The sequence below is a fragment of the Microcoleus sp. MOSTC5 genome (genome assembly GCF_036701825.1).
In the GTDB taxonomy this organism is placed as follows: domain Bacteria; phylum Cyanobacteriota; class Cyanobacteriia; order Cyanobacteriales; family Microcoleaceae; genus Microcoleus; species Microcoleus asticus.
Genome location: NZ_JAUBRK010000019.1, coordinates 91,916 through 117,222, shown reverse-complemented (window position 1 = coordinate 117,222; position 25,307 = coordinate 91,916). Strand labels below are relative to the sequence as shown.

Genomic DNA, 25,307 nt, shown 5'->3' with positions numbered 1-25,307 from the left:
AGATGAAAATCCATGAGCTTAGCCTCTAGCATAAAGTTCATATATTATACAGTTTACACCGCAAACCCAGAAGACCCCCATTCACTCCCCCCTCTGCTTTTAATCCACCACTTTTAGCTATCCTACCCGATTGGCAAAAAGATCTCAAATGGGTTCTATAGAATGATTATACTTAAATATAAACATTGATGACAACTTATACGACTTGTGGTTACAAACAAATTGTTTAAAATCATAGTTTTTTTACTATCATACATTTTATTTGTTGAGATATTTTGAACTATAAAAATATGACTTTTAGTTTAAGTCTATTACCATTATTGTGATTGTAAAAACTCATTTAAACGTGCTATATACCATTGACATTGAACAGAGAATGGGGTAAAATTATTCTCAGCGGATATTGGCTGTCTCTTCCACCAACTGTGTAAGTCCTGACTGCGAGGAGTATAAGGGAGAGCTGCCAATCTAGAAAGCAACAAAAATTTTGTTAAATTTTGTTAAAAACCAATGCAGCCAGATTCTCAAAAATCCCTCTCTTTGCCTCTCGTATCAGTCATTATTCCTGCATACAACGCTGAGCCATTTATTGAAGAAACTTTGAAATCTGTTCTCGCTCAAACTTATCCAGCAATTGAAGTTTTAGTAGTCGATGACGGTTCCCAGGATCGAACCCCTGAAATTGTAGAAAAAATTGGCAAAAAAGATTCTCGCGTTCAGCTTCTGAAACAGCAAAATTCTGGAGTCGCTGTTGCTCGAAACTTAGGAATTGAGAAGTCGAGAGGAGAATTTATCGCCCCTATTGATGCCGATGATATTTGGTATCCTGAAAACATAGAAAAACAAGTTCAATGTATGTTGGAGGGAAGGGAAGAAGTCGGGGTGGTCTATTCGTGGACAGTGGATCTGGATGAAAAAGGATTGCTAACAGGAGGATTCCGGTCTTTTAGAATTGAAGGTGACGTGTACGCGACCCTAATCTGCCACAACTTTATAGGAAACGCGAGTGCTTCTATGATCCGTCGCAGTTGTTTGGAAAAGGTGGGGGTTTATGACAAGACATTGAAGGAAAGGAATGCTCAAGGCTGTGAAGACTGGGACTTGTACCTGCGGATAGCAGAGCTTTATCAATTTCGAGCCGTGCCGGAATTTTCAATTGGCTATCGCAGGATGTATAACACTATGTCTACCAACTATACGACAATGGCGAATTCTCAATCTTTGATGCTGCAAGCTGCCAAGCAACGGCATCCCGAAATTCCCGATTTCCTGCACCGATTATCTACGAGTAATTTTTTGCTGTACTTAGCGAACCAAAGCAGCCGCAACGGTCGCGATCGCACCGCGCTCTTTTGGTTATTCCAAGCTTTAAAAACTGAGTGCATCTCACCCTTATTCCGTTCTGGCTTTTACAGAGTATTGGGAAAGAGCCTTTTCAACCTATTATCCCAGTCTTGGAAGCATCAGGATGCACCTGTGATAATAGAAAATACGCCATCCTCTGAGAACCAACCGATCGGCCGGGAGGTGTTGGTAGAGATCCGGCGCAAAAAGATCGAATTAATGGTAACGATAGGGAACATTTTTCACCGCTCAATTTCCTTCCTTGTCAAGCGAAATCAAGCAAATATTGACACGCTCCCTCAAGCGAACATTAGCGCCACTCCCCCGACAAAGGCAGAGTTGTCTTAATGAAAAAAGAAATTAAAGCTATTAGAACTCTGCTACCCCTCCTCAAGCTTTACCCTTGGGCAATCCCGGCAATGATTTCCTTGGGTATGCTTGCTTCCCTTTCCGACGGCTTTGGCATTAGCTTATTCATTCCCTTTTTGCAAACTTTACAGCAAGAACAAGCTCAGGCTGTTACTGGCAATTCTTTCATTGATTCTCTGAACAAGATTTTCGCTGGTGTCCCTGCTGGCTACCGCGTCTTAATCATCCCATTTTGTATTTTAGTCAGCATCCTGATAAAAAACCTGATTGTCTATAGTAATTCTGTGCTTTTTGCTTGGTTAAACTCGCGAATTAGCAACCGATTGCGCTGCAAAATTTTCAACCAAACTTTAAGCGTTAGCTACTCTTTCTTAGAGCGCAGCGAATCGGGAAAGATTATGAATATTTTGGCAACAGAGAGTTGGCAGACTAGCAAAGCTTTGAGTTTGTTTGTTAACTTGATTACGTGTGCTTGTACGATTACTGTCCTGGCGACGCTGTTACTGCTCATCTCTTGGCGACTCACCTTAATTATCAGTATAGCGCTCTTCCTCATCTCACAGTTCATCCAGTTTGTGACGCGCCGAGTCAAACATCTGGCACAGCAAGCCGTAGACGCCAATTCTCAGCTCGCTGTCCGAATGTGGGAGGGATTAGGGGGGATGAGAACCATCCGCTCCTTTGGACGGGAACCTTACGAGCAAGAACGCTTCGATCGCGCTTCCCAGCAGGTGCGAAACACCTTTTTGCAACTCGATATGCTGGGAGGGCTCATCAATCCGCTCTATGAAGTTTTTTCCGCACTCCTCCTGTTAGGAATTTTGGCGATCGCCCTCCTGCAAAACCAGTCAGCTATGCCAACGCTGCTGACTTTTTTATTCATCCTCTACCGCTTGCAACCGCAGGTGCAACAGCTAGATGTCGCGAGGCTAGGTTTAGTCTCTACCGCCAGTTCAGCAGAACTGGTGATGTCTTTTTTAGACACTTCTGATAAACCTTACATCCGCTCTGGTATCGTTCCCTTTGACAAGTTGAAGCAGGCTATCTATTTTGAGTCAGTTTCCTTAACTTACAATCCTGAAGATCGGCCGGCAATAGAGGATGTCTCCGTCGAGTTTAAACGCGGCCAAACGACTGCTTTAGTGGGGCCGTCGGGTGCGGGAAAATCTACGATCATCAGCCTCCTCTGCCGCTTTTACGAGCCAACATCAGGAGGAATTTATGTTGACGACTGCTCATTAAAAGAAATTAATTTAATGGACTGGCGGAAAGCAATTGCGATTGTCAGCCAAGATGTCCACATCTTTAGCGGGACGGTGAGGGATAATATCGCTTATGGGCGTTTAGAAGCAACCGAGGCAGAAATTTTTGAGGCGGCAAAACTTGCCAATGCTCACGATTTTATCAGCCAACTGCCGGAAGGATATGACACGAAAGTGGGCGATCGCGGCGTTCGCCTTTCTGGCGGACAAAGACAGCGGATTGCCCTCGCTCGCGCCATTGTCCGCAACCCAGATATTCTAATTCTGGATGAAGCAACGAATGCTCTGGATAGTATTGCCGAAAACTTGATTCAGGAAGCGCTCAACACGCTCAGCCAGAACCGCACCGTTATTGTCATCGCTCACCGCTTATCGACGATTGAAAATGCGGATCAAATTATTGTGATGGAAAATGGCAGGGCGATCGAACAAGGCAACCTCCAGTATTTGCTGAAACTCGACGGCCTCTTCGCCAAGCTTTATCACTTGCAACACCGCAACGTACAAAACTAAGAGTAAGTTGGTGAATTATTTTATTTATGCCTTATCCCATCCTTGACATTGAAGTGACACAGCCCCTCCCAAATCTGAAAATTTCTGAGGAGGATACAGGAATTGCCTTAGTTGTGCGGCGCAAAGATAAAGCTGTTGGTTTGATCATGCAGCCTCTTCCTCCAAATAGCGTCCTTTCTCCTGAAGATTTAGCTAAAATGATTGAACGGGAGGTCGGCATTAAGTTACTTCAGGAAGCGATTAGAGAAGAGCTAACTCCAGCCGAAAATGGCGATCGCTTGCCGTCGCTGACAGTAGCAATTTGTACGAAAGATCGGCCGGAAAACCTGGCGCGGTGCCTGCAATATTTACTCAAGTTGCAAACACCTATTCCGGGTGAAAAGCTTTGCTTTGAACTGTTAGTAATTGATAATGCACCTTCTGATGAAAGAACCAAGGAATTGGTAGACACTCTACCAGGAGTTCGCTATGCCAGGGAACCAAAACCCGGTTTAGACTTCGCTCGCAATCGCGCCCTGCAGGAAGCAACTGGCGAACTATTAGCCTTTCTTGACGATGATGTCACGCCCGATCGCCAATGGCTGAACGGCTTGATGGAAGCTTGGGCAGAAAATCCTGATGCTGGAGGTTTTACAGGGTTAGTTCTGCCTTATGAGTTAGTGACTGAAGCCCAAATTTTATTTGAAAGCAGGGGAGGCTTTCGACGCGGCTTTGAGAAAATCCGCTACGGTCAAATCTTGCCGTATAATCCTTTATACCCCTGTGGAGCTGGCATATTTGGAGCTGGTTGCAATATGGCATTTCGTCGAGATGTTTTACTGAAATTAGGGGGATTTGATGATGCACTCGATACAGGTGCGCCCCTCCCGGGCGGTGGCGATTTAGATATTTTTTATCGAGTTGTTCGCGCTGGCTATCTCCTCGTCTATGAGCCGCGCTATCTGGTGTTTCACCAACACCGCCGGGAATCTGAAAAATTGCGCCACCAGTATTGGACGTGGGGTTTAGGTTTTATGGCTTTTGTCGTAAAATCTTATCAGACCGATCCGAGCCAACGCTCGAAATTGCGCTGGCTCGTCGGCTGGTGGTTTGCCGATCAGTTAAATCAGTTGCAAAAAAGTGTCAGAGGATGCCATGTATTACCTCCAACCATGATTCTAGCCGAGTTGTGGGGTGGTGTAGTGGGGCTGTTTGGGGAATACCCCCGCTCTTTAAAACGCATTGAAAAAATGCGGCAGAAATTTGCCTAAAATAGTAGATTTTATTCAGAAATCTGTTTCACTTTGAGCAGGAAACAACAGTTAAATATGAGTAAGCTTCCGCCCATTGATATCGTCATTTGTACTTATAATAATGCTGCCCTTTTAGACAAAGCTCTCTCAGCTCTTTCCCAACAAAAAGTGCCAGCAGAGCTAGATTGGAGGGTTTTAGTAGTTGACAATAATTGCACGGATAACACGCAGGAAGTTGTCGAAAACTATCGTGTGTTGGTGGGAAAAATACCCCAGCTTTCCACAGTATCAGAAACACAGCAAGGATTAACCTATGCCCGCCATTGTGGCGTTCAAAATACAAGGGCTGATTGGATTGCTTTCGTAGATGACGATTGCTTCCTGGCAGAAGATTGGGTGGAGCAAGCTGCTAAATTTGCAGCGGCTCATCCCGACTGCGGCGCTTTTGGCGGTAGAGTGATTTTAGATTGGGAAACTCTACCGCCTAAATATGTATTGAATTATGGGTACTCCTTTGCTCAACAAGAACACGGCCCAAGTCCTCAAAAAAAGTCTTGTTTAGTGGGAGCAGGATTAGTTCTGAATAGAGCAGCCCTCGCTCATACTGGCTGGATCGATAAACCGTTACTTCAGGATCGCATCGGAACCAAGCTCATATCAGGGGGAGATGTGGAAATCGCTTTGCGGATTTACGGAGCAGGATACGACCTGTGGTACACTCCCGACTGTAAGTTAAGGCACTTTATTCCGGCTAGGCGTACTTCTCAAAAATACTTGATCGACATTAACTATGGTCTAGGAACCTCTCAAGTTTTGGGCGATTCTCTTCTCTGGTCTGGTTCTTATCGAGATTGGCTGTTGAAATTTATTATCGATGCGGTGAAAGCTTCCCAAAATGTCCTGATTCAATCTTTAAGAGCGGCTTTGGGGCGGATGAATCCGGCGGAAGTAGAGATAAACAGGAGTTTTGTACGCGGTAAGTGGGCCGGAATTAGGCGCGTGGTTGGCATGAGCCCAGAAGAACGCAGCTTGCTATTGGGGCGTGCAAAATTAGCCGTTTAGCCAGCTCATAAATAGATCGATATTTCTTGAGGTAATTTCTGTGAGCAAGCCTTGGAAAGTTCTCAATGTCGAATTGAGCGAAAAGATTCCTGAATTGCCCTTGATTTCCAACTACGCCGGAGTGTATGTAGTGTTTTGGTGGCATAATATCCCCCTTGGGGAACGGGAGATTTTAGAGGATCAGTTGCCAATCTCGGCTTCACAACTAGCGAATCTAGCGGCGCTGGCGATCGCTCCAGCAGTCGGCAGCCACCTCCTAGAGCAAGGTTTTAAAGCGCCTTTGCCAGAAGTTTACAAAAAAAATCGGGCGTGGCACCAGCCCCCTGAGTTTCATGCCCTGACAGCCTTAGAGCAACCCCTTGCCAAGCTGCGAGCTCGCTTTTCCCAGACTAGCAGCGCATCTGTTTCTGTCATAATCTGCACTCGAAATCGGCCAGAACAATTGGCGCGGTGTTTGCGATCGCTGCAAAATTTATCCCAACCTGCTCATGAGCTCATCGTAATTGATAATGCTCCCAGTTCAGACGCTACCCGCCAACTGGTGGCCGAGATCCCTGGAGTCAAATATGTATTAGAACCTCGCCCTGGTTTAAGCGTCGCCCGCAATACTGGCATCCCCCACTGTACAGGCGACATTATTGCCTTTACCGATGATGATGTGATCGTTCACCCTGACTGGGTGCCCAGGATTGCACAAAGTTTCAGCGAACCCAAAGTCATGGCTGTAACCGGCCTGATCCTGCCAGCAGAACTCGAAACAGAAGCCCAATTAATTTTCCAAAAAGGTGAGAGTGGCTTTGGTTGGGGATACCGATCTCTGACTTTTGACCCTGAATTTTTTAAGGATACTAAACACCTAGGCGTTCCCGTTTGGCGCATTGGTGCAGGAGCAAATATGGCTTTTCGGCGTGAAGCTTTTGAGTTACTAGGAGACTTTGACGAACGCTTAGGTGCAGGGGCATCTGGGTGCAGTGAAGATTCAGAGCTATGGTACAGAGTGCTGGCGGAAGGGTGGATTTGCTACTACGATCCCACCCCTGTTGTTTATCACTATCACCGGGACGATCTCGATAGCTTGAAACATCAGATGTACCAATATATGCGGGGCCACATCGTCGCCCTTTTGATTCAGTTTGAGCGTTACAAGCACTGGGGGAACTTACTTCGCTTATTCATCATTTTACCTCTCTATTATGTAAAACGATTTTTAATCGCCCTTTTGACCGGATTTAAAGGGATTAATAGAACGCTATTGGCAGAGGTATTAGGTTGCTTTTCAGGAGTCAGATTTTACCTCAAAAATCGTGTAAATAAGGATCAATAGTTTTTCCAATTAGAGGAAGATTATGGCAACAGTTGTTGAAACCAAGAAATCTGAAACGCATAAAGAGAAGCTGGGCAATTTCTTAGCCCGCAACCCTTTCGGTCAGCCCTTGACCCTGGGATTTTTTTACAGAGAAAAGATGCGGGCAATTCACCGCATTTCCCCAGACCTGCCCTTTAAAGAAATTTTAGAAGTAGGAGGAGGTCAAGGAGGCTTAACGTCTTTACTTTATCCGCAAGCGCAAATTACTAACATTGACCTCGATCCTAAATATGCAAATGTTCCTTGCAACCAGCAGGAAAAAGTACGCTTCATCTGTGGCGACGCGACCAATTTACCGTTTGAAAATGAGTCATTTGATGCAGTGACGATGTTCGACGTTCTCGAACACATTCCCGACCACCAAAAAGCGGTATCAGAAGCGCTGCGCGTGCTTAAACCAAAGGGATTTTTATTAGTGAGCAGTCCCAATGAGAATTGGCAGTTTCCTTATTACGGCGTGATGAAACCGATCTGCCCGCCTGAAGCAGAGGTGATGGCAGAATGGGGTCACGTTCGGCGCGGCTATACGATCGATCAACTGACGGATTTAATCGGTTTGCCTTACCAGAGTTCTGCTACTTTTATCAATCCCCTGACAGTAGTCTGCCATGATTTTGCCTTCTCTCGCTTGCCCCGCCTCATGCGCCTATTATTCTGTACGGCCCTGAGTCCTGTAACGTGGACGAGCTATTGGTGGCACAAACCTGATTCTCAGGGAACGGAAACAGCATCAGCTTGGCAGAAGCCATAAAATTTATGAATGTCCAACCAGAACCAACGATCGCCCTCCTGCACTGGGGCGATTTAATCGAAGATTTTTTAGATACCATCGGGGTTTCCTTTGAAGTTTTTTGCAACGAAATGACGGGGGGCTGGATGTTTGGCTACATTGAGGCGCTGCGGCGGGCAGGGGTGCGGACAGTGTTATTCTGCATCTCTGGTAGCGTGGCTGAACCCGTGTACTACACCCACAAAGAGACAGGAGCAACAATCTGCACCCTGCCGGCACCTCAACTCTACCAAGCTGTCCGCCGTCAGATGGTTAACCCTCAAGGATGGACAGTTCAGGATATGTTTGGGGAGGTTCGAGGCATCCGCCGTCTGATGTTGGCAGGGGTGAAAAGCGTTACTCCTTACCTGGCTACACCGCTGGGGTTGCTGGCGGGAGAACTGCGACGCGAAAACTGCCAAGCGATTCTCTGCCAAGAATACGAGTACCCGCGCTTCGACGCTTGCACTTGGTTGGGGTGGCGGATGGGGCTGCCTGTTTTTGCGACATTTCAGGGGGGCGATTTTCAGGTTAGTCCTTGGGAAGGCTTGTCGCGCCCGATCGCCCTCAAAGCGAGCGCCGGTTTAATTATTGCTTCGCAAACCGAGGTACAGCGCGTGCAAAGTCGCTATGGCGTGCCTCCTGCCAAGATTGCCCGCATTTTTAACCCGCTGGATTTGGAACTGTGGCAACCAATGGATCGCGCTGAAGCTAGGCAACTGCTGGGTTTTCCCAGTGACGCAGAAATTGTCGCCTGTCACGGGCGGATTGAGATTCGCCGCAAGGGGCTAGATATTTTGCTGGAAGCTTGGGAACTGATCTGCCGCGATCGCCCAGGCCGAGATTTGCGACTGTTGCTGGTGGGGACTGGTAGCGACGCGGAGGAATTGAGCCAGCGAATCGCTCAGATGCAGCTTTCGGGCATTGTTTGGGTGAATGAATATGTGCGCGATCGCGCTTTGATGCGGCAATACCTCTCGGCTGCTGACGTTTATACTTTGCCTTCTCGGCATGAGGGGTTTCCGGTTGCACCGCTGGAGGCGATGGCTTGCGGGTTGCCAGTTGTGGCTGCTGACGCGCCTGGAGTGCCTGATATTTTCGAGGGGGGCGAAGCTGACGGCGGGATCGTTGTGCCCCGTGAGGATGCAACCGCTTTGGCAGGGGGGATCGGTCGGGTTTTAGACGATCGGGCGTGGGGGCGGGAGTTGGGCAAGCGCGCTCGCATTCGGGTGGAAACTCATTTTTCTCTGGAGGCGATCGGTGTGCAACTGCGACAGTTTTTGGGCGATCGCTCTTTAGCGCACAATTCCGCCGATCAGACTCGCAGCACTGGGAATGCTTGAAAAATCCCAGCCATAAAATTTGATCTATGCCTAATTTTTCTTGCTTTATTGTCACTTTTTGTGCAAATTATCGGAAACATAAGGAAGTTAACTTGACGGATTTTTTTAATAGATTCATTCTTTTTATTAAACAACTTATTCTTAAACACTAAAAAATGTTTGGGAACTAGACAGAATCAAGTTTTATACCCGTCAACCCTGTTGATCAAAGCGAAGTTTATTACGAGCTAGCTTCATTAACTATTGCACATATTTAAAATATTGTTCCAGATAATTTACCCACTGTCACTGACTTGAAATTTATTGCGCGGATATTCCAGTTCTACAAAAGACTGGAGACACGCAGCTAACTTATCGGGGCGATTGTAAGTCGGAAGAATAATTTAAAATAGAGTTTTAGCTTTGTTGATGATTAGGGCTTACGCACTCCGAACAAAGAAACCGGGTTTTTTAACCAAAATTGAGGGTTCTAAGCAAGTATTTGGGTTGAAAAACGCGGTTTCTGAACACCCGTTCGTAAGTCCTAATTATAACTGATATATTTTAATTTTTTAAGCGATATAACACCGACTCAGTATTAAAATCTTTTCCGAAAACTCGTTGCAGCGGGCCCTCGGCACTTGTCAGCCAAGATAGAGCTTTTTTGGTAGCTGCGTTTGTCCCAGTCAGGGGCCCGAATCCCACAGTCCTAATTTTATTTTGTCGGAGTTTGTCGCTCCATGCAGAAAGTCGATCGGCTCTAAAAGGCACATATAAAACTTGTCTGTCCAAGTTTTTCCCGTAAAAAAGGTAGCTGCGCGAACTTAAAAAGAATCCTATTCTTTCATCGGGTACTGTATTTTTGTCAATATATTCGTAAATACCGCGATACAGTTCTGTACGTGCAATATCTCGTTTTTCCCTCCAATTACCAATTACTATCAATCCTATACACACACCAATTATCACTATGTAAATCGATTTTTTACGGGTAGGAAGTAGACGACCCAGCCATCCTAAACCCGGATTTATTTTCAACAATATCAAAGCCAGCGTCATTGACACAAGGTAAAATATCGGATATTTTAATATATCTTGCCAACTTGGGGCTAAAATTTTCCAGATAATATTGAGAGCTTCTACTGGATTAGACTTAAAATTGTCAATTAACAAACTCCCCCAAACAATACTATCTCCGGTAAAAGACTCATTTTTAATATAATCAAAAATTGTGTTGCTAGTAATTCCGCAAAAACTACTAATCAAAACAACTGCCAGAACAACTTTATTTGGAGTTTTTAAGAGAGTTGCTGTAGCTGCCGCGGCGATGGCGAGTAAGCTTAAAAAGGGAAATCCGTATCTGAGGTTAAAACCGAGTATAGGGCTGAGTTTACCAATTGAATCTCCCGCAGTACCGGACGTATAAGGTGTAATTAAATACAGAATTCCTGTACTGGCGAGAAGTATTATTAAAATAATATTATTTTGATTAATTATTCTGGTTTTACCCTGGATAAAAGCCAGAGGTGCTGCCAATACCTGAAGTGCGATCGCCAGAAATGGCAGTTGCAATCTAATGAGGATTTGCAAGCCGAGAGTTTGCCAGTGGGAAATCTTGCTGGGATTAAATTGAGCTGCTAAAGTGCTTTGCCAAATCTTTAAAAGTGGCGAAGCGGGCGGCGCAGGTAGGGTAGGTGTTAGCTGCTGTACCGGAGGTGTTGTCTGCGGTACGGGAGATGGTAAGGAATAAGGCTGTAAGGGAACTTTAATATCGCCAGCCTCGCCGACAGGATAATTGACGTGCAGCAAGTTTCTCGCATACCAAAAACCTCCTAAAAACAAGCAACAAGCTATGCCGCACAGCAAGACTGGTTTGAGAGAGTGGCGAATTCTAAAATGAGCTGGTGTGGATTTTTTACTAACCGCAATTTTTTTTATTTCTAATATTGCTAATCCTCCTAAAAGTGAGGCAGCATAGACTATTCCCGTGATTTTTATGCCGGCTAGCATTCCTGCGGCTGCCAAAAATAGGGATAGTTCGGATTGCGATCGGCTGCTGTGATAGGATAAACCCAGATACAAACCCACTGTAAATATTGCCGCTAGCGGTAAGTCTGGGTGAATGGTATTAACTTGGTTGAGTACCATCGGTACTGTCAATACTAAAGATGCTGCTGCCATCGCGTTAATTCGGGTTGATCCAAATTTGACGCTCAATAGATAGACGGCAATTCCCTCAAGTACCCAGGCAATTAGCAGGGGAAAAGCTGTGAGAAAATCTTCTTTGAATGGGATTAAGCATAAAACAGATAAAACGTGCCAATTGTAGGGATATACTTTAGCTTGCTCTTGTTCAAAAATCCAATTTCCGGCGGCATCTAATAATGTAAATGAATGGGTTTGATACCATCGGGCGATCGCAGGCAGGTGAAACCACAATGAGTCATAATTGGTTGTAGGTTTGGTTGCTAGAGTGTCCCACAGCACAAATCCTGTAACAGCGGCGGCAACAATAATTAGGTATTCGGATGAACCCAGAGGTTGCTTGAGTTTAGGAATCAGCCGCTGCGAGAAGGTAAAATTTCTGTGGTTTTTGGCATAAATCGGGATTAAGCCGATCGCACAAATCAGCATTTCTACTATAATGACCGCAGAAATATTTAGTCGATCGGCACTTCCTAAAATCAAGCCGATACAAACTTGTGCAATACTCCATCCCGTCAGGAGTACGAGGAGAAAATGGGGAAATGAATAGTTATTGTTTTCGTTCTGATTCTCGAAGGCAAGAGACAAGCTTAAGGGAATTGGGCCGACTACAATAATCAGAAATAAAATTAATTCCCACAAATGCTGCGCAATTAGCATAAGCTGCAAGTTACCAATTTTTATCGGTTTTTCCTCGTTACCAGGCTTTTTCTGGTAACGAGAAATCCATCAGATCTGATATCAACAAATCTTGCACCCTGCTCAACAACAGGTTAGGAGTACCCGTTCTACAAAATATCAATTTTTTTGGGGGCGGGCGAATAGCCCGCCCCTAAAAAAATTAATCCAGCCTATCCCCAATTTTTACCTGCTAGCTTGCTTCTGAGTTTTGGGTTTGACTGCTTCGGCATCTTTGGGCTTAGAAGTGTCAGCTTTTAACAGTTCCGGGAATGGCGGCTGGAGGTTGTGAACTTCGATGTCCATTCCCAGCGGCAGAGGTGGAAGCTGTGGCAGATCGTTTTCCAAATCCTTGAGTGAGTTAGCGGTTTGTATTTCCACCATTTTCGGCATTTGCGGTACTTTGGCGGTTTCCAAAGTGCCCATCATTTTTGCCAGAGCGAATTCTAGCTGAGAACCAGGGTCGATCGCCACCCAACCCTGGTCAGTCATTTGCCGAACCTCGAAGTGCAGGTGAGGCCCTGTAGACATTCCTGTACTGCCGACGCGGCCGATCGTCTCTCCCTGTTTGACCCACTCTCCCGGTTTCACAAACAGTTCCGAAAGGTGGCCGTAGAGAGTTTCCTGAGACTTTTTGTTGTGGTTGAGAACCACCGTCAAACCGTAACCGCCCAACCAATCGGCGATCGCCACTTGACCTGCATAGGCGGCCAGTACCGGCGTTCCCAGCGGAGCCCCCAAGTCAGTTCCAGTGTGAAACCTGCCGTAGCCCATAACCGGATGAGTCCGCCACCCAAACGGCGAAGTAATTGCCGAAGCAATAGATAGCGGAAACAGCAAGCTTTTGTTGCCATTTCCGGGCAGGCCTGCGGGACGCGGCGTGAGATTGTAGTAAGCAAAACCGGTATTGCTGCCGCTGCTGACACTAACCGCACCGACTTGAACCGGCCCGAGTCCCATGCTGGGTGCTGGAGGGCCGCCGCCGTAAGATGCAGATCCGGCATAATATCCAGCGTCTGCTGAGTATCCAGCGTCTGCTGAGTAGCCGATGTTTGCCGAGTATCCAGCGTCTGCCGAGTATCCAGCGCCTGCCGAGTAGCGCGGGGGTGCGTAAGCAGATTCCGGCGGGTTTGAACCCCCCCAAACCTGGCTGCCTATTTGTTGAACGGCTTGACCGATTTTACTGACAGGATTCCCGCTACTATTTCCGGCCACAGTTTCCCGAACATTGTCTGGAATGCTTTCTGGCAGATTTCGAGGAGGAGGGGCTGCAATGTAGCCGTCGTCTGCGATCGGAGTTTCCGGGCTGTAGTTGGGTTCTCCGGCATCTGCCGTCACCGGCTCGGAAACAGGAGGAGGCGCACACAAACCGCCAACTCCTTCGCAGCCGTTCGATCGTTCTGCAAACTCTATTCTTGTTGGCGCTTCGTACTCTTGGTACTCGCTGGTAGCGCCAACGCTGTAGTCTGTTTGGTCGATTTCAGCGTGGGCTGGGTTAACTGGCGCTTCAAAAGGCGGCTCCTGGGCCGTCGCTTCTGGCAGGGGAATCAGCGCGGGCTCTGGCAGATAATATTGGGTGGGAGGTGGTTCGCTGGCGTACTCCGGCTCGGACGGCGGTTGGGCATCGAAAGGCTCGGACGGCGGAACTTCTGCCTGCGGTTCAGGGTATGGTTCTGGCGATCCTTGGCTGTATTCGGGTTCCGGGGGCGGGACAGGAGCTTCAAATAATGGCTGGAGGTCTGCTGCGCCTGGGACGGCTTGTTCTGCTGGCGGAGTTTCGGCTTGGGCCCACACTATGCCTTTGCTGAGCAGTCCCAGACTGGCAAGGCAACCCAGTCCCACCAGCAGTGAGCGCTCGGACAAAAGGCGCGATCGAGTCCGGGCGCCTGTAGGGTTCTTTTTTTGCTGTTTGGTGTTCAAATGGGCTGTTATTTGCTTGTCTGGAACTGGTTTCACGATTTTTTTCCCAACTCAACAGGGGGTAAAAGGAGATCGAAGTCAGGATCGAATGTATTGCAATCCTTGTCTTTATACAGCCCTAAATGATTTTACCGGGCTTGAGGCAATTTTTTTGGCGCATCGAATAAGTCGAATGCCGCTGGGTAGAGTCGCGATGGATACCCTGGTTTTTTCGAGCCTGATTGCACTGACAACTCGTCTCTGACGGTCACACTGATGATAGCGCTTTGGCGTTCGTATATGTTAATTAGTTACCGAAATTTTGCTCTCGGGTCATGCAAAATTTTGGTGGCGTCCGCTGGAGTTAACCGCCGAGGAACCGCGATTTTTTGATTAAAGCCGATCGTCGATTTAAACTTAGTCGGCAAAATTGTTGATTGTTTAGAATACAAGGCAAATGATTCGCTTGGGTAAGGATAGGTTTCATGACTGTAGCTGGCGATCTCTTGACAAATGTTTCTGACTCTGAGTGCGCCGGACAACCCGACGGTATCAGTTGGGAGTGGCAGAGTTCTGAAGGCATGCCCTATCTGACTTGCAGCTTGCTTTCCCGCTGGCCTCACGGCTTTTTTACGCGCGATTTCTCGTCGCAGGGGCCGATCGATCTGACGGAAGTTCTGCAACCTGGAGCTAAGGTTTACCGACTTCAACAGGTACACGGCAATGCGGTACTCAAAACCAGTCAGTTGCTCCCTGTTGTGGCTCCGGGCCCGTCCACCGCTGCCCCAAACTATGCTGAGGCTGATGGCTTGGTGGCTGAGGGAGAATTGGAGGCGCTGTGGGTTTGCTCGGCTGACTGCGTGCCGGTGCTGATTGCTGACGAACGCACGGGACTGGTTGCGGCAGTTCACGCGGGTTGGCGCGGGACTGCTGCTAAGATATTACCAGAGGCGATCGCTCAACTTGTGGCACAAGGCAGTCAACTAGAAAGTCTGAAGATTGCTATGGGGCCGGCGATCGCTGGAGAGGTTTACCAGGTATCTGTGGAAGTAGCAGCGGAACTGGGAGCCACCATTGCTCCTAAGAGTGCCGTTAGTGCGACAGCCGACGGCATTCTAGAGTTTTTGCACCAACTGCCGGAAACGCCTGTCTTGGCCGATCCAGAACCGGGAAAAGTACGCTTGGATGTTCGCCTCTGCAATGCTCTGCAATTGCAGCAGTTGGGAATCGAGCTTTCTCAAGTGGCGATCGCTCCTTTCTGTACTTATTCTGACTCGGCTCGCTTTTTTTCCTACCGCCGCGATCGACTTAAAAAAGTCCAGTGGTCGGGAATTGTGAGCGCCGGCGGGACAAGTTCCTTCTGAGGGCATTTGGCAGAAGGTAAAATTTTAGACGGCAAAGATAAAAATAAAAATCTTTGGATTCATTATTTTGTATTTCCCAATGCCAAATGCCTTCTATCTTCTACCTTCCTAAGGTTTGCTGGTTCCTGTTTTAAAGCACTAAAAACTAGCAGCAAAACTTTTGGGAAAGCGGCAGAGCCCCCGCCCCGCTTTCCTCTCTTGTTAAGATTGCTCTATAACGAGAGTCTTCAGCGGGTTATTACAATGAGTGAGCCAACTCCCTATCAACTGCTTGAAGTCGATGAAGATGCTTCCTTTGATGAAGTGCAAGAGGCCCGCACGCGCCTAGCTGAGCAGTACAGTGGTGACAAGAAACGTTTGGAATCGATCGAAGCAGCCTACGACGCGATCCTCATGGATCGCCTGCGGCAGCGACAGGAAGGTAAAATTAAAGTGCCCGAACGCATCCGCTTTCCCGAGCGGCTGACTCCCCCACCCGCAAGCTTTACTCCCTCTCCTCCCAGTGGCAGCCCAGCTTGGTTGCAGCGGCTGATCGATACTCCTAGTCGATCGGACATTTTGTGGCCGGCTGGGGTGTATGTGGGGTTAGGCGGACTGAGTATTTATCCGGCGGCTAATGATGCTTTACTACAGTTGACTCTGGCTCTTGGGGTCGGCTCTTGTCTTTATTTTGTTAATCGCAAGGAACAAAAATTTGGTCGGGCCGTGCTGCTGACTGTGGCTGGCTTGGTTATAGGCTTGCTGCTGGGAGGCGTTGTGGGATCTTTTGTCAGTCCGGCATTTATAACAACAGAGAAATTTATCGCTTTGTTTACGTTTTTAATTCTGTGGCTGGTCAGCGGTTTTCTGCGATAGTCAAGAGTCATTAGTCAGCAGTTATTAGTCAGCAGTCATTAGTCATTAGTCAGCAGTCAGCAGCCAACAACTAATAACTGTGAAATGCCAGACCTCGGACAAATAATATCAGCTAACAATTAATAACTCATAACTAATGACTAATGACTAATGACTAATTTTGGCGACTTAAAATAATCTCAAATGCTTCAATCAAATTGTTAGCAATTAAATCCGGTTGGTGCATTTCTAGTTGGGTGCGATCGCGAATTCCGCACAAAACACCAATTACTTTAACACCGTGCGTTTTTGCTGCTATAATGTCCGCCTCCGTATCGCCAACCATCCAAATGTCAGAAGCCGGCGGCAGTTCGGCGAGAGCTCTTGCCATCAGCAGGGGCTTATCTTTGACATCCCCGGTTTTGACGTAATCGTTGGGGAGGCAATACCGGCGGTTTTCTGGGAAAAATTGCCCTAGATTACAGCGGTTGAAGGCTTCATCTAGTTCCCTGACGCGCCGCATGGTCATCACCGCTAAGTCTACTCCAGCGCGCTGCACCTTTTCGAGGGTTTCCAGAGCGCTGGGAACTGGTCGATCGTAAATCATGTAGGGTAGGGTGTGGACGGTTTGACGGCGTTTCTGGGCAAATTCGCGGGCCTGGGCTGCGTCTAATCCTGAGAGAATGCCAATTTCGGTTTCGGGAACCCGCGCGCGCTTCATGTCCCAAAACTCGGCTTTGAGGAGTTCGCGCACTGGTTGGCCCGAACGCTTAGTCTCGGCGAGACACTGCTGGTAAACTCGGTAGTAGCGATCGGACACGTCCATGATCGGGCCATCAAAGTCGGTAATAAGTCTCAGCATTTAGCAGAATATTTTTAAGCTTTTATACAAATTGTTCGATATTATAATATCACTTAAAGGTAACAGTTTCTTTACAAAAACTGACACAAATACTCAGGGGAGGTGAGGTCTATAGGAATGGTGCTAATTAAAGGAAACATTTGAATTAAACTGTGCCTCTCCTCAACTTTAGCGGTTGTAACCCATATCGGGCAATTTAAAATTAAGATGTGCGGCACAAATAGTGCAAACCGCTACGTATTGTTCATAAATCTCAACCTCAAGTGAGACTGATTTTGACTGCGCTTTCTCAAAAATAAAGTTGGTAAAATTAATATTTTGCCCATTTTAAAAATAAGCAAAAAACTGTTGGGAGAATCCAAAGTGCACTGTTTCCATAAATTAGCCAGCGGTAGCAGGTGGTGGCATCCGCCAGGATGAAAATTCCCATGAGAAATAGCAGCCAAAAAACAACTAACTTTACCTGCTAACCTTGGATAGTGATGCTCTACAATAACGAAATACTTCCAACATTAACTCTAGAGAGCAGCCTGAGAAATATTAATATTCTTCTTTATAAGCTGTTATCCTTACGCAGGATGGAATACATCGCAGTGGATCGGGAACTTAAGATTAAAGAAATATCTTTGAAAGTGCAAGATTTTAGCTATATTCATGAGGAAGTAGCCGAAGGAAGAGACGTGCGCGATAGCTTTCCTGAACTGATTGGAATTGAAGGAATCCTTGAAGGCATTATTGAAGAACGAGAGCAAGACTTTCAGTTAAAATCAATTACCAGAGTTCTCAAAGATGGATCTTATTTGTATCTAAATTTGTACATCTTTGGCTATAAGGGAGAAGCCAATGCTGACAGATTGATTATTTTATGCGAAGATGTGACAGATAGCATTGTAGCTCAGCAAAGCATGGTTCAGGCTGCCAACGAAAACAGTATTAAAGTCGATTACTTAGCTGCGACTGGAGATTATATTGACAAAATTATTAATTCCCTAGGCGATGTTTTGTTAGTAACAGCACCATCGGGAAAAATCAAAAAAGTGAATCAAGCTGCACAGCAATTATTTGGATATACAGAAGCGGAATTTATCGGCAAATCGATATCCATGATTACGACGGACGAAGAATTGTTGCGCAAAATCAGCCAGCTACCTCCTGCACTTAAAAGCGAATATTGGCCTCAAGTAAAAGTAGCTTGCCAAACGAAAATAGGTTTAAAGCTGATTGTCGCGTTTTCATGCTCTACTTTCAATACAAGCATAGGAAGCAAGTATCCAGATAGCGAGGTTCTACAAGATTTTGTTTATATCGGCAAAGACATTACCAAGCAAGAGCGCATAAAAAATTGTCAAGAAGCACAGTATGCTGTTACTCATATCCTGTCAGAATCAAGTTCTCTAGATAGCGCAACTCCGAGAATTTTGCAAGGTATTTGCCAAAGTTTTGGGTGGGATCTTGGCGAACTGTGGACGCCCGCAGAGGGGGAGAAAGAAACTAGATTTGGTGCGACAATAAAATCCGAAAAACAGTCGCTTTGGTGTCTGCCACTTTGCAGTCCGATCGAGGAAACTCCTTGTTGGCGGCGGGTGGCAGTTTGGCAGGCAGCGGAAGAAGTTAGCGAGTTTGCCGAAAACGACCCGCAGATTACTTTGGCTTCGGGTGAGGGTTTGCCGGGAGCGGTTTCCAGGAGCGGTTCTCCGCAGTGGATTACTGATATTGCGGGCGATCGCTATTTCGTGCGATCGCGCTTGGCGGAGGAAGCGGGACTGCGATCGGGATTCGGTTTTCCCATTCACGCTAGGGGCCATGTTGTAGGAGTAATGACTTTTTTTTGTCGGGAAGAACTGCCACCGGATCAAGAGTTACTTCAGATAATAGGTGGTTTAGGTTCTCAATTAGGCGAGTTTGTTAAGCGCAAATTTGCGGAGCAAGAATTGCAAAAAGCTGAAGCTTCCATCCGATTTTTGTACGAACAAGAAAAACGGCAAAGTGAAGAATTAGCTCGGCAAAATTTAGCTTTAGAACAAGCCAAATTAAAATTAGAAGCAGCTAACATGGAATTGCAGCGCCTCGCTTCGATGGACGGATTGACTCAAATTCCCAACCGTCGCTGTTTTGACCAAAAATTGGAGTTAGAATGGCAGTGCATGGAGCGAGAAAAAGAGTCGCTGTCTTTGATTTTGTGCGATATCGATTTTTTCAAACTTTACAACGATCGTTACGGGCATCAAGGAGGCGACGAATGTTTAAAACAAGTGGCGCAGATTTTAGCTAGCAACGCTCAGGGGGCGGGAGATTTAGCAGCCCGCTACGGCGGCGAAGAATTTGCGGTAATTTTGTCGCGAACTGATGTGAAAGGAGCAATACGGGTAGCTGAATCAATTCGCAGCGATTTGAAAGCTGCGGCAATTTTTCACGCTGCTTCCAAGGTAAGTAAATTTATAACTCTCAGTATCGGGATCGCTAGTGCTGTGCCTTCTGCTAGTTTATCAATTGAGGGGTTAATTGGACAGGCCGATCGAGCGCTTTATCGAGCTAAACTAGAAGGGCGCGATCGTATAGTTTGCCTAGACTTGAAAAGAGAATTTCAGGGCGGGAAAGGAGTATTTTCTGATGATTGTGAGAGAAGCTAAAATCGCTGACGCACCTGCAATCGCACGGGTTAATCTAGATACTTGGCGGACAGCTTACCGGGAAATTGTACCAGCAGATTACCTCGCACAGCTATCCTATGAAAAAGGAGAAAGCCGTTGGCAAGAAATCCTCGTCAAGGCAGAAAAAAGTGAAGATTTTGTGTGTGTAGCTGAGAATGACGAGGGAAAAATTGTGGGTTTTGCTGCGGGTGGTCGCGAACGAACGGGCAAATATGTTTATCAAGGAGAATTATTTGCCATCTATATTTTGGAGGAATATCAGCGTCAAGGAATCGGACAGCAACTTGTGAGAACAGTTGCAACAAAATTGGCAGAATTAACTTTGAATTCGATGCTGGTTTGGGTACTGGCAGACAATTCAGCTTGCAGGTTTTATGAATTTTTAGGAGGTGAAAAAGTGGAGGAAAAACAGACAAGCAGAGCAGGAATTGCAGTCAAAGAAATTGCCTACGGTTGGAGGGATATCGCAGTGCTGATTAACACGCCCGCCTGACGTAAAAAGTGGAAATTTTATCAATCATTTATCAAACTCCCCCTCTTCATTTGTTCCCGTTCAATTGCCTCAAACAAAGCTCTAAAATTCCCTGCCCCAAAACCTCCCGCTTGCACTTGTTTGCCGTTAACTAAAGTAACTCGGCGCTCAATCACCTCGAAAAAGAAAGTCGGTTCTGCAAAAATTGGCTGGGTAAAGATTTGCAGCAGCATCGCTGCGGGAGTATCTTCTTGCCAATCTGCCAAAACTTCAGAAGCTGCAATTAATTGCCAATCTGCGGGCAAATAGTTTTGCCGCTGCTGCAATTCGGAGTAGTATGTTGGAGGAACAGGCAGAAAAGGCAAACCGCGCGATCGCAAATCGGCAACAACCCCCACAATATTATCAGTTTGCAAAGCCATGTGCTGAATTCCCGGCCCCCGATTTGCACTCAAAAACTCTTGAATTTGAGAATTAGTTGATGCCGGTTCATTAATCGGGAATTGCACCCCACCTTCAGCGTGCACCATAACTTGGCTCCGCAAAGCCGATTTCTGAGTCTGAATGTCAAAATTTTGCTGGGGTTGAAAACCTAATATTTTTTGATACCAACTAACAGCACTTGACAAATCGCCAGATTCAACATTTAACACTACGTGGTCAATCAAGGTAAACAGCGGCAGCTTACCCAAACCCGATAGCAGTGAATGGCCACCAATTCGCTCAACGAGCGTGTGGCTTAAATCTCCCCAGCCAGCGATTTTTGCGCGCTTAAAATAGCCTCCTTCGTTTAGGTCTTCTTGAATCGGTTCGAGGATTTTAGCGCCTTCGGCAGCCGCTCTAGCTACCGCTAATTCGATATTTTTTACCCGAAAACCCACATCGCCAATCCCGGGAGGATGAAACTTCAACCAACTAGCAGCGGGACTAGCGGAAGTTAGGGGCGAAGATAAAACAAAACATACATTGCCGCTGGTGACAACTTCAGTTTGAGTGTGGCTGTTGGCATAACCTGCTGTTGATTGAAAGCCTAAGCGGCTGACAAACCAGTCGCGGGATATTTTAGCATTTTCAACGTAAAAGTGAATGCGATCGAACTCCATAATCAATAATTGAAAATGGAAAGTGAAAAATGGATAATCGACTGATTTTCAGTTGGAAACTGCAAGGGAGGAACTGAGGAAAGGATATTTTTCATGTATTTTTAGTGCGCGCGCTTAATAATAACGTTAAAATTTAATATCCTAAATCCCCCTGAAGGCAGAAATAGGTCGGCAATTAAAAGAAACCCGGTGTCTGCGATAACTTGGATTCGGCTGCGAGGTCTGCCTCAAGCGGTCAGGTGTACCCATAAGCACCCTAGATATAGAGGTTACGGGCAAGTTCTCAAACTTAAAGATGTCATAATTTTTCTGGCTTTCAGCTTCCGCTGCCGAATCCCGAATGCCTTCAAATCACTCCTCAATCGCTAAAAGAACAAATGACTTTCCGGCTGAATATTAATCTCCATCGGCACAGCTTGCGGGTCAGCCGAAAGAGCAAACATAATCGCATTTGCAGCAGTTTGGGTACTCAGCATTTTTGACCTGTCTACCTTCAAACTCACATTATCCCAAAACGGAGAATCCACCCCGCCAAAATAGAATAGCGTAAACTTAATGCCGTAGCGTCGCAGCTCATCTGCCATGCACTTGCTGAAACCAACTACCCCAAACTTTGAAGCGCAATAAGCCGTTCCCATCGCCATTGAATGCTTGCCCAAAATCCCGATGACATTGCAAATGTGGCCGGATTTGCGCTCTTTCATCACATTCGCCGCTGCTTGAGACGTGTAAAAACTGCCTTTCAAGTTCAAGTCAAGCATTGCATCTAAATCAGCGGGTTCTAACTTGTTCCACTGCTTGAGAATTCCGGCACCGGCGGCGTTTACGAGGGCATCAATTTGTCCGAAATGCCCCGCAGCTTTGTGCATCAGCGTCTCGACTTGCGGCAAATCGGTGATATCTGTGGGTACGCACAGTACCTCTGTTGCTGAAAGTTCGCTAGCTAAAGCGTCTAATTTACTGCTGTCTCTGGCGGCGAGCACTAGCCTCGCACCCGCATCAGCGAGTTTGCGGGCTACCGCTGAACCGATGCCGCCAGTCGCACCCACCACAACCACAACTTTGTCGTGCATATCCCTTTACATTTCTTTACGTCCAGTTTGTATGATAGCTCAAGTTGCTAGTAATGGGGATGCTTATATATTTTAAGTTTTAATTAATTGAGGGAAACTTGCCAGCCTTTTTCACCTTTTTTTAGCTGGAGAGAAGCGCAGGATTGCAAAAATTTAGTAAACTTTCTACCGAGATTAAAATCTTTAATTATTTGGGTAATTTGTTTGCCGTATTGTCTGTGAAATTCGCTGCCTACATTAGAGAGAAATACATAATTTTTAGGAGAGTTGTCGGTTAAGTCGCCAACTATTTTGACAAGCGCTCTTTCCAAGTCTTCCAGAGAATTAATATCTGTCAAACTTGCAGGTGCTGCCTGGTAATTATTCTGAATTTCTTGGCTAAGTATTGGCGGTGGGGGCGATAATCTTACTTCAAAAAGAGTCACATAAGTTTGAGAAGTTTCTGAGGGTTTGTGGAGGACAAAATCGGTGGGATATTTAAGAAAGATATCCCGGGTTTTAGTACCGAGCGAATGATGGGCAACAACTTGATTTAGGACTAAGCCGTAATTTTCCCTAAATAAAGCTGAAACAGTAGAAAGTTTTATCCACTGAGTTGAGGTACGTTTTTGCTCTTTTTTGATTAATTCTTTTAGCTGGATAACTAATTGTTCTAGGGGTGTAATTTCCGGTATAGTTACGAGGGAATGGGTTTCCACTTGTCCGGTTTTGCTGTTTAAAACTATAATTTTATCTATTTGTTTGCGGACTTGAAATACTGTTAGTCCGTGGGCTTGCAGTGTATTGCTGAGGTGAGTGAGAGCTCGATCGGACGAACAGACAAAAATCTCTTTGGCTGTGGGATAATGTACGAAAATCGATGCGCCGACTGTAGCCATTTTTAAGTCGGCGCTGTCTTTGCCGGGGGGGACGTGAATTAGTTGATAGCCGCGCTGGTGAAATTCGGCATCTTTCTTGCCCATGCTGCGCCAGTTGGCAAAGGCAACTTTGATTTGGATGGGATAGTGGCAAATTCCCTCTAGGAATTTTTCGGTTTCGATGGTGAGTTGCAAGTTTTCGACATCTAACAGCAAGATAGCAATGCCGACAGGAGAGGGGGCTGGTTGATTGGCTGTTGGAGTTGGAGGTTCTAACAAAACTGAGTTTTGTGATTTAGCTGGTGCTGTTTGAGATTGGGCTAGCTGCTGAATTTTGGCAGATAATTTGCTGAATTGAGGTGAATTAACGAATTCTGGAACCAGCAGAATTTGTAAGTATTTTTTCGCAGTCAGCAGCAGGGAATCTGTATCGCTGGCTACTCTAAAACTTTTTGTCAATTTTCCAATCAAAACCGACTGAAAATCAGGTTTAGCCCAGGGGGTTTTCCTGTATTTTTCAGCTATCCATTCGGGATGCTGTTCCTGAATGGTAATTAGTGTTTGAGCGATATAGCGACTGATGGCGCTGAATGCGGGAGATTCTTGAGTCGCAAGCTCGGGAGTTCGATCGGGCATGGCCCTCTACAATGCGGGATGCTGTTTCAATTTATCACAATTCTAGTTTCTCGCCGGGAGTCGGACGATCGCCCGCCAAATTAAACCGGCGGCAATTAATGCCAATCCTGTCAGCCAAATTTGCCTCTCCACCCAAAAAGCCAGAAACAGACAATTCCCCAAACCCACCCAAGCCACCCACTGCGGATAAAGCCTTTCGGCGGGGGAAAGTTGCAGCGCGGCGAGGTTGGTGATAGCGTAATATATCAAAACGCTAAAAGCACTGAACGACCAAGTGGTTTTGACATCGCCGACGAGGATTAAAAGTGCGATCGTAACTTCGACAACCACCACAGCCACGTAGGGAGTTGTCCCCGAAGGATTCAGCCGCGCCAAGACTCTCGGCATATCCAAGCGCCGCCCCATTGCCAGCCAGATGCGCGACAGCCCTAAAATTAAGTTCAGCAAGACTCCCAACATAGCGGTAATTGCGCCGACGGCTAGCAGTTGAGAAACTCCTGGAATTGGGAAACTGCGGGCGATGACTTCCAAGGGTGCAGCCGTACCGCCTATTTGTAAAGACAATTTATCGGCTCCCCTCGCGCCCGCGACAACTACTGCTACCCCCACGTAAAGCAGCATTGTCAGCACCAAAGTGAAAATTATGGCTTTGGGAATGGTTTCCCTCGGTTCCCGCACTTCCTCGCTCATTGTGGTGATGCGGGCGTAACCGCTATAAGCAACAAACATCAGGGCGGTAGCCTGGAAGATGGAGCCGATCGAGCTATCATTCTGTACGGAGACCATCTCCCACCTTACCTCTGGCAAACCGACAGCAACAAACACCGCTAAGGATAAAAGTGTAACTGAGAGTATGGCAGTATTGGCGATATTCGATCGCCTAATTCCCGTCAATACAATTAAAGTGATGGCGGCGACGGCGACTAAAGCTGTTAGGATCAGGTAAGTGCGATCGGCGACACCAACTGCATTTAAAAAATACCCCGCAAAACCTAAAGCAGCAGTAGCCGCAGAAGCCGTTTTCGCCACCAGAAACATCCAGCCGGCAGTGAAACCCAGCCAAGGATTGAGATATTTGTAGCCATATTCATAAGTACCGCCGCTAACAGGATGATTTGCCGCTAATTGAGCGCTGCTAAGGCCATTGCAAACAGCCACTAAAGCCGCAATACCGACAGCCAAAATCACTCCCGGCCCGGCAACTTCCGTCGCAATGCCGATACTCACAAATACTCCGGTACCGAGGATTGAGCCCAGGCCCATGAGAGTTGCGCCGAAAACACCTAACTCTCGCTTCAGCAGTGGTGAAGACATAACTATAGCGGTTTTCTGTTCAGTGCCATACTGATATTAGCAGGACTAAAGCTTTTGTCACGTTGAAACAGGTTTGTAGTTGCGCTTTAGCGCCGGCCGGCGCTGAAGCGCAACTACAAA

The 25,307-nt window shown here is 46.6% G+C and carries 18 protein-coding genes; 11 read left to right on the top strand and 7 right to left on the bottom strand.

What is annotated here, in order from left to right:
* The first annotated feature begins 510 nt into the window (after positions 1–510).
* Genes QUA54_RS12970 through QUA54_RS12940 form a run of 7 tightly spaced genes read left to right on the top strand, consistent with a single transcriptional unit; the run spans position 511 to position 9,260 of the window.
* The gene (locus QUA54_RS12970; protein WP_333414954.1) at positions 511–1,692 is read left to right on the top strand and encodes a glycosyltransferase family A protein; all 1,182 of its coding nucleotides are present in this window, start codon (positions 511–513) and stop codon (positions 1,690–1,692) included.
* Complete coding sequence (locus QUA54_RS12965; RefSeq protein WP_333414953.1) at positions 1,692–3,488, top strand: ABC transporter ATP-binding protein; 1,797 nt, start codon at positions 1,692–1,694, stop codon at positions 3,486–3,488. Before QUA54_RS12970 ends, QUA54_RS12965 begins: the two co-directional genes overlap by 1 nt.
* Before the next feature lie 26 nt (positions 3,489–3,514).
* Positions 3,515–4,738 carry a glycosyltransferase gene (locus tag QUA54_RS12960; RefSeq protein ID WP_333414952.1) on the top strand — a complete coding sequence of 408 codons (1,224 nt, stop codon included), beginning with the start codon at positions 3,515–3,517 and terminating at the stop codon, positions 4,736–4,738.
* Positions 4,739–4,795: 57 nt separating this feature from the next.
* Positions 4,796–5,782: a glycosyltransferase gene (locus tag QUA54_RS12955; RefSeq protein WP_333414951.1), complete on the top strand. Its 987-nt coding sequence runs from the start codon at positions 4,796–4,798 to the stop codon at positions 5,780–5,782.
* Between the two features lie 40 nt (positions 5,783–5,822).
* On the top strand, positions 5,823–7,106 hold the full coding sequence (locus tag QUA54_RS12950; RefSeq protein WP_333414950.1) for a glycosyltransferase: 1,284 nt from the start codon (positions 5,823–5,825) through the stop codon (positions 7,104–7,106).
* A 22-nt stretch (positions 7,107–7,128) separates the two neighbouring features.
* The gene (locus tag QUA54_RS12945) at positions 7,129–7,899 is read left to right on the top strand and encodes a class I SAM-dependent methyltransferase (RefSeq protein WP_333414949.1); all 771 of its coding nucleotides are present in this window, start codon (positions 7,129–7,131) and stop codon (positions 7,897–7,899) included.
* Positions 7,900–7,904: 5 nt separating this feature from the next.
* Positions 7,905–9,260, top strand: coding sequence for a glycosyltransferase family 4 protein (locus QUA54_RS12940; RefSeq protein ID WP_333414948.1), 1,356 nt, complete (start codon positions 7,905–7,907; stop codon positions 9,258–9,260).
* A 543-nt stretch (positions 9,261–9,803) separates the two neighbouring features.
* Here QUA54_RS12940 and QUA54_RS12935 read toward each other — a convergent pair.
* On the bottom strand, positions 9,804–12,104 hold the full coding sequence (locus QUA54_RS12935; RefSeq protein WP_333414947.1) for a hypothetical protein: 2,301 nt from the start codon (positions 12,102–12,104) through the stop codon (positions 9,804–9,806).
* A 204-nt stretch (positions 12,105–12,308) separates the two neighbouring features.
* On the bottom strand, positions 12,309–14,078 hold the full coding sequence (locus QUA54_RS12930) for a peptidoglycan DD-metalloendopeptidase family protein (protein ID WP_333414946.1): 1,770 nt from the start codon (positions 14,076–14,078) through the stop codon (positions 12,309–12,311).
* A gap of 428 nt (positions 14,079–14,506) precedes the next feature.
* Here QUA54_RS12930 and pgeF point away from each other — a divergent pair, with 428 nt between their 5' ends.
* Together pgeF and QUA54_RS12920 are read left to right on the top strand one after the other, a co-directional pair.
* Positions 14,507–15,385 carry a peptidoglycan editing factor PgeF gene (gene pgeF, locus QUA54_RS12925; protein ID WP_333414945.1) on the top strand — a complete coding sequence of 293 codons (879 nt, stop codon included), beginning with the start codon at positions 14,507–14,509 and terminating at the stop codon, positions 15,383–15,385.
* Positions 15,386–15,628: 243 nt separating this feature from the next.
* A complete protein-coding gene (locus tag QUA54_RS12920) occupies positions 15,629–16,240 on the top strand; it encodes a CPP1-like family protein (protein ID WP_172185851.1) in 612 nt (203 codons plus the stop codon).
* A gap of 154 nt (positions 16,241–16,394) precedes the next feature.
* Here QUA54_RS12920 and QUA54_RS12915 read toward each other — a convergent pair whose 3' ends face one another.
* Positions 16,395–17,081 (bottom strand): HAD family hydrolase, encoded by a 687-nt coding sequence (locus tag QUA54_RS12915; RefSeq protein ID WP_333414944.1) that lies wholly within the window; start codon positions 17,079–17,081, stop codon positions 16,395–16,397.
* A 578-nt stretch (positions 17,082–17,659) separates the two neighbouring features.
* Between QUA54_RS12915 and QUA54_RS12910 the strand changes: the two genes are divergently transcribed.
* Together QUA54_RS12910 and QUA54_RS12905 are read left to right on the top strand one after the other, a co-directional pair.
* A complete protein-coding gene (locus QUA54_RS12910; RefSeq protein WP_333414943.1) occupies positions 17,660–19,711 on the top strand; it encodes a diguanylate cyclase in 2,052 nt (683 codons plus the stop codon).
* Entirely contained in the window at positions 19,692–20,225 is a 534-nt protein-coding gene (locus QUA54_RS12905; RefSeq protein WP_333414942.1) for a GNAT family N-acetyltransferase, read from the top strand. The genes QUA54_RS12910 and QUA54_RS12905 overlap by 20 nt, the downstream gene beginning before the upstream one ends.
* A 20-nt stretch (positions 20,226–20,245) precedes the next feature.
* On the opposite strand, the gene hppD is transcribed toward QUA54_RS12905, so the two are convergent.
* From hppD to QUA54_RS12885, 4 genes are all read right to left on the bottom strand, one after another.
* Positions 20,246–21,307 carry a 4-hydroxyphenylpyruvate dioxygenase gene (hppD, locus tag QUA54_RS12900; protein ID WP_333414941.1) on the bottom strand — a complete coding sequence of 354 codons (1,062 nt, stop codon included), beginning with the start codon at positions 21,305–21,307 and terminating at the stop codon, positions 20,246–20,248.
* Positions 21,308–21,672: 365 nt separating this feature from the next.
* On the bottom strand, positions 21,673–22,380 hold the full coding sequence (locus QUA54_RS12895) for an SDR family oxidoreductase (RefSeq protein WP_333414940.1): 708 nt from the start codon (positions 22,378–22,380) through the stop codon (positions 21,673–21,675).
* An 83-nt stretch (positions 22,381–22,463) separates the two neighbouring features.
* Positions 22,464–23,873 (bottom strand): NYN domain-containing protein, encoded by a 1,410-nt coding sequence (locus tag QUA54_RS12890; RefSeq protein WP_333414939.1) that lies wholly within the window; start codon positions 23,871–23,873, stop codon positions 22,464–22,466.
* Positions 23,874–23,915: 42 nt separating this feature from the next.
* Positions 23,916–25,187 (bottom strand): APC family permease, encoded by a 1,272-nt coding sequence (locus tag QUA54_RS12885; protein WP_333414938.1) that lies wholly within the window; start codon positions 25,185–25,187, stop codon positions 23,916–23,918.
* Between the last annotated feature and the right edge of the window lie 120 nt (positions 25,188–25,307).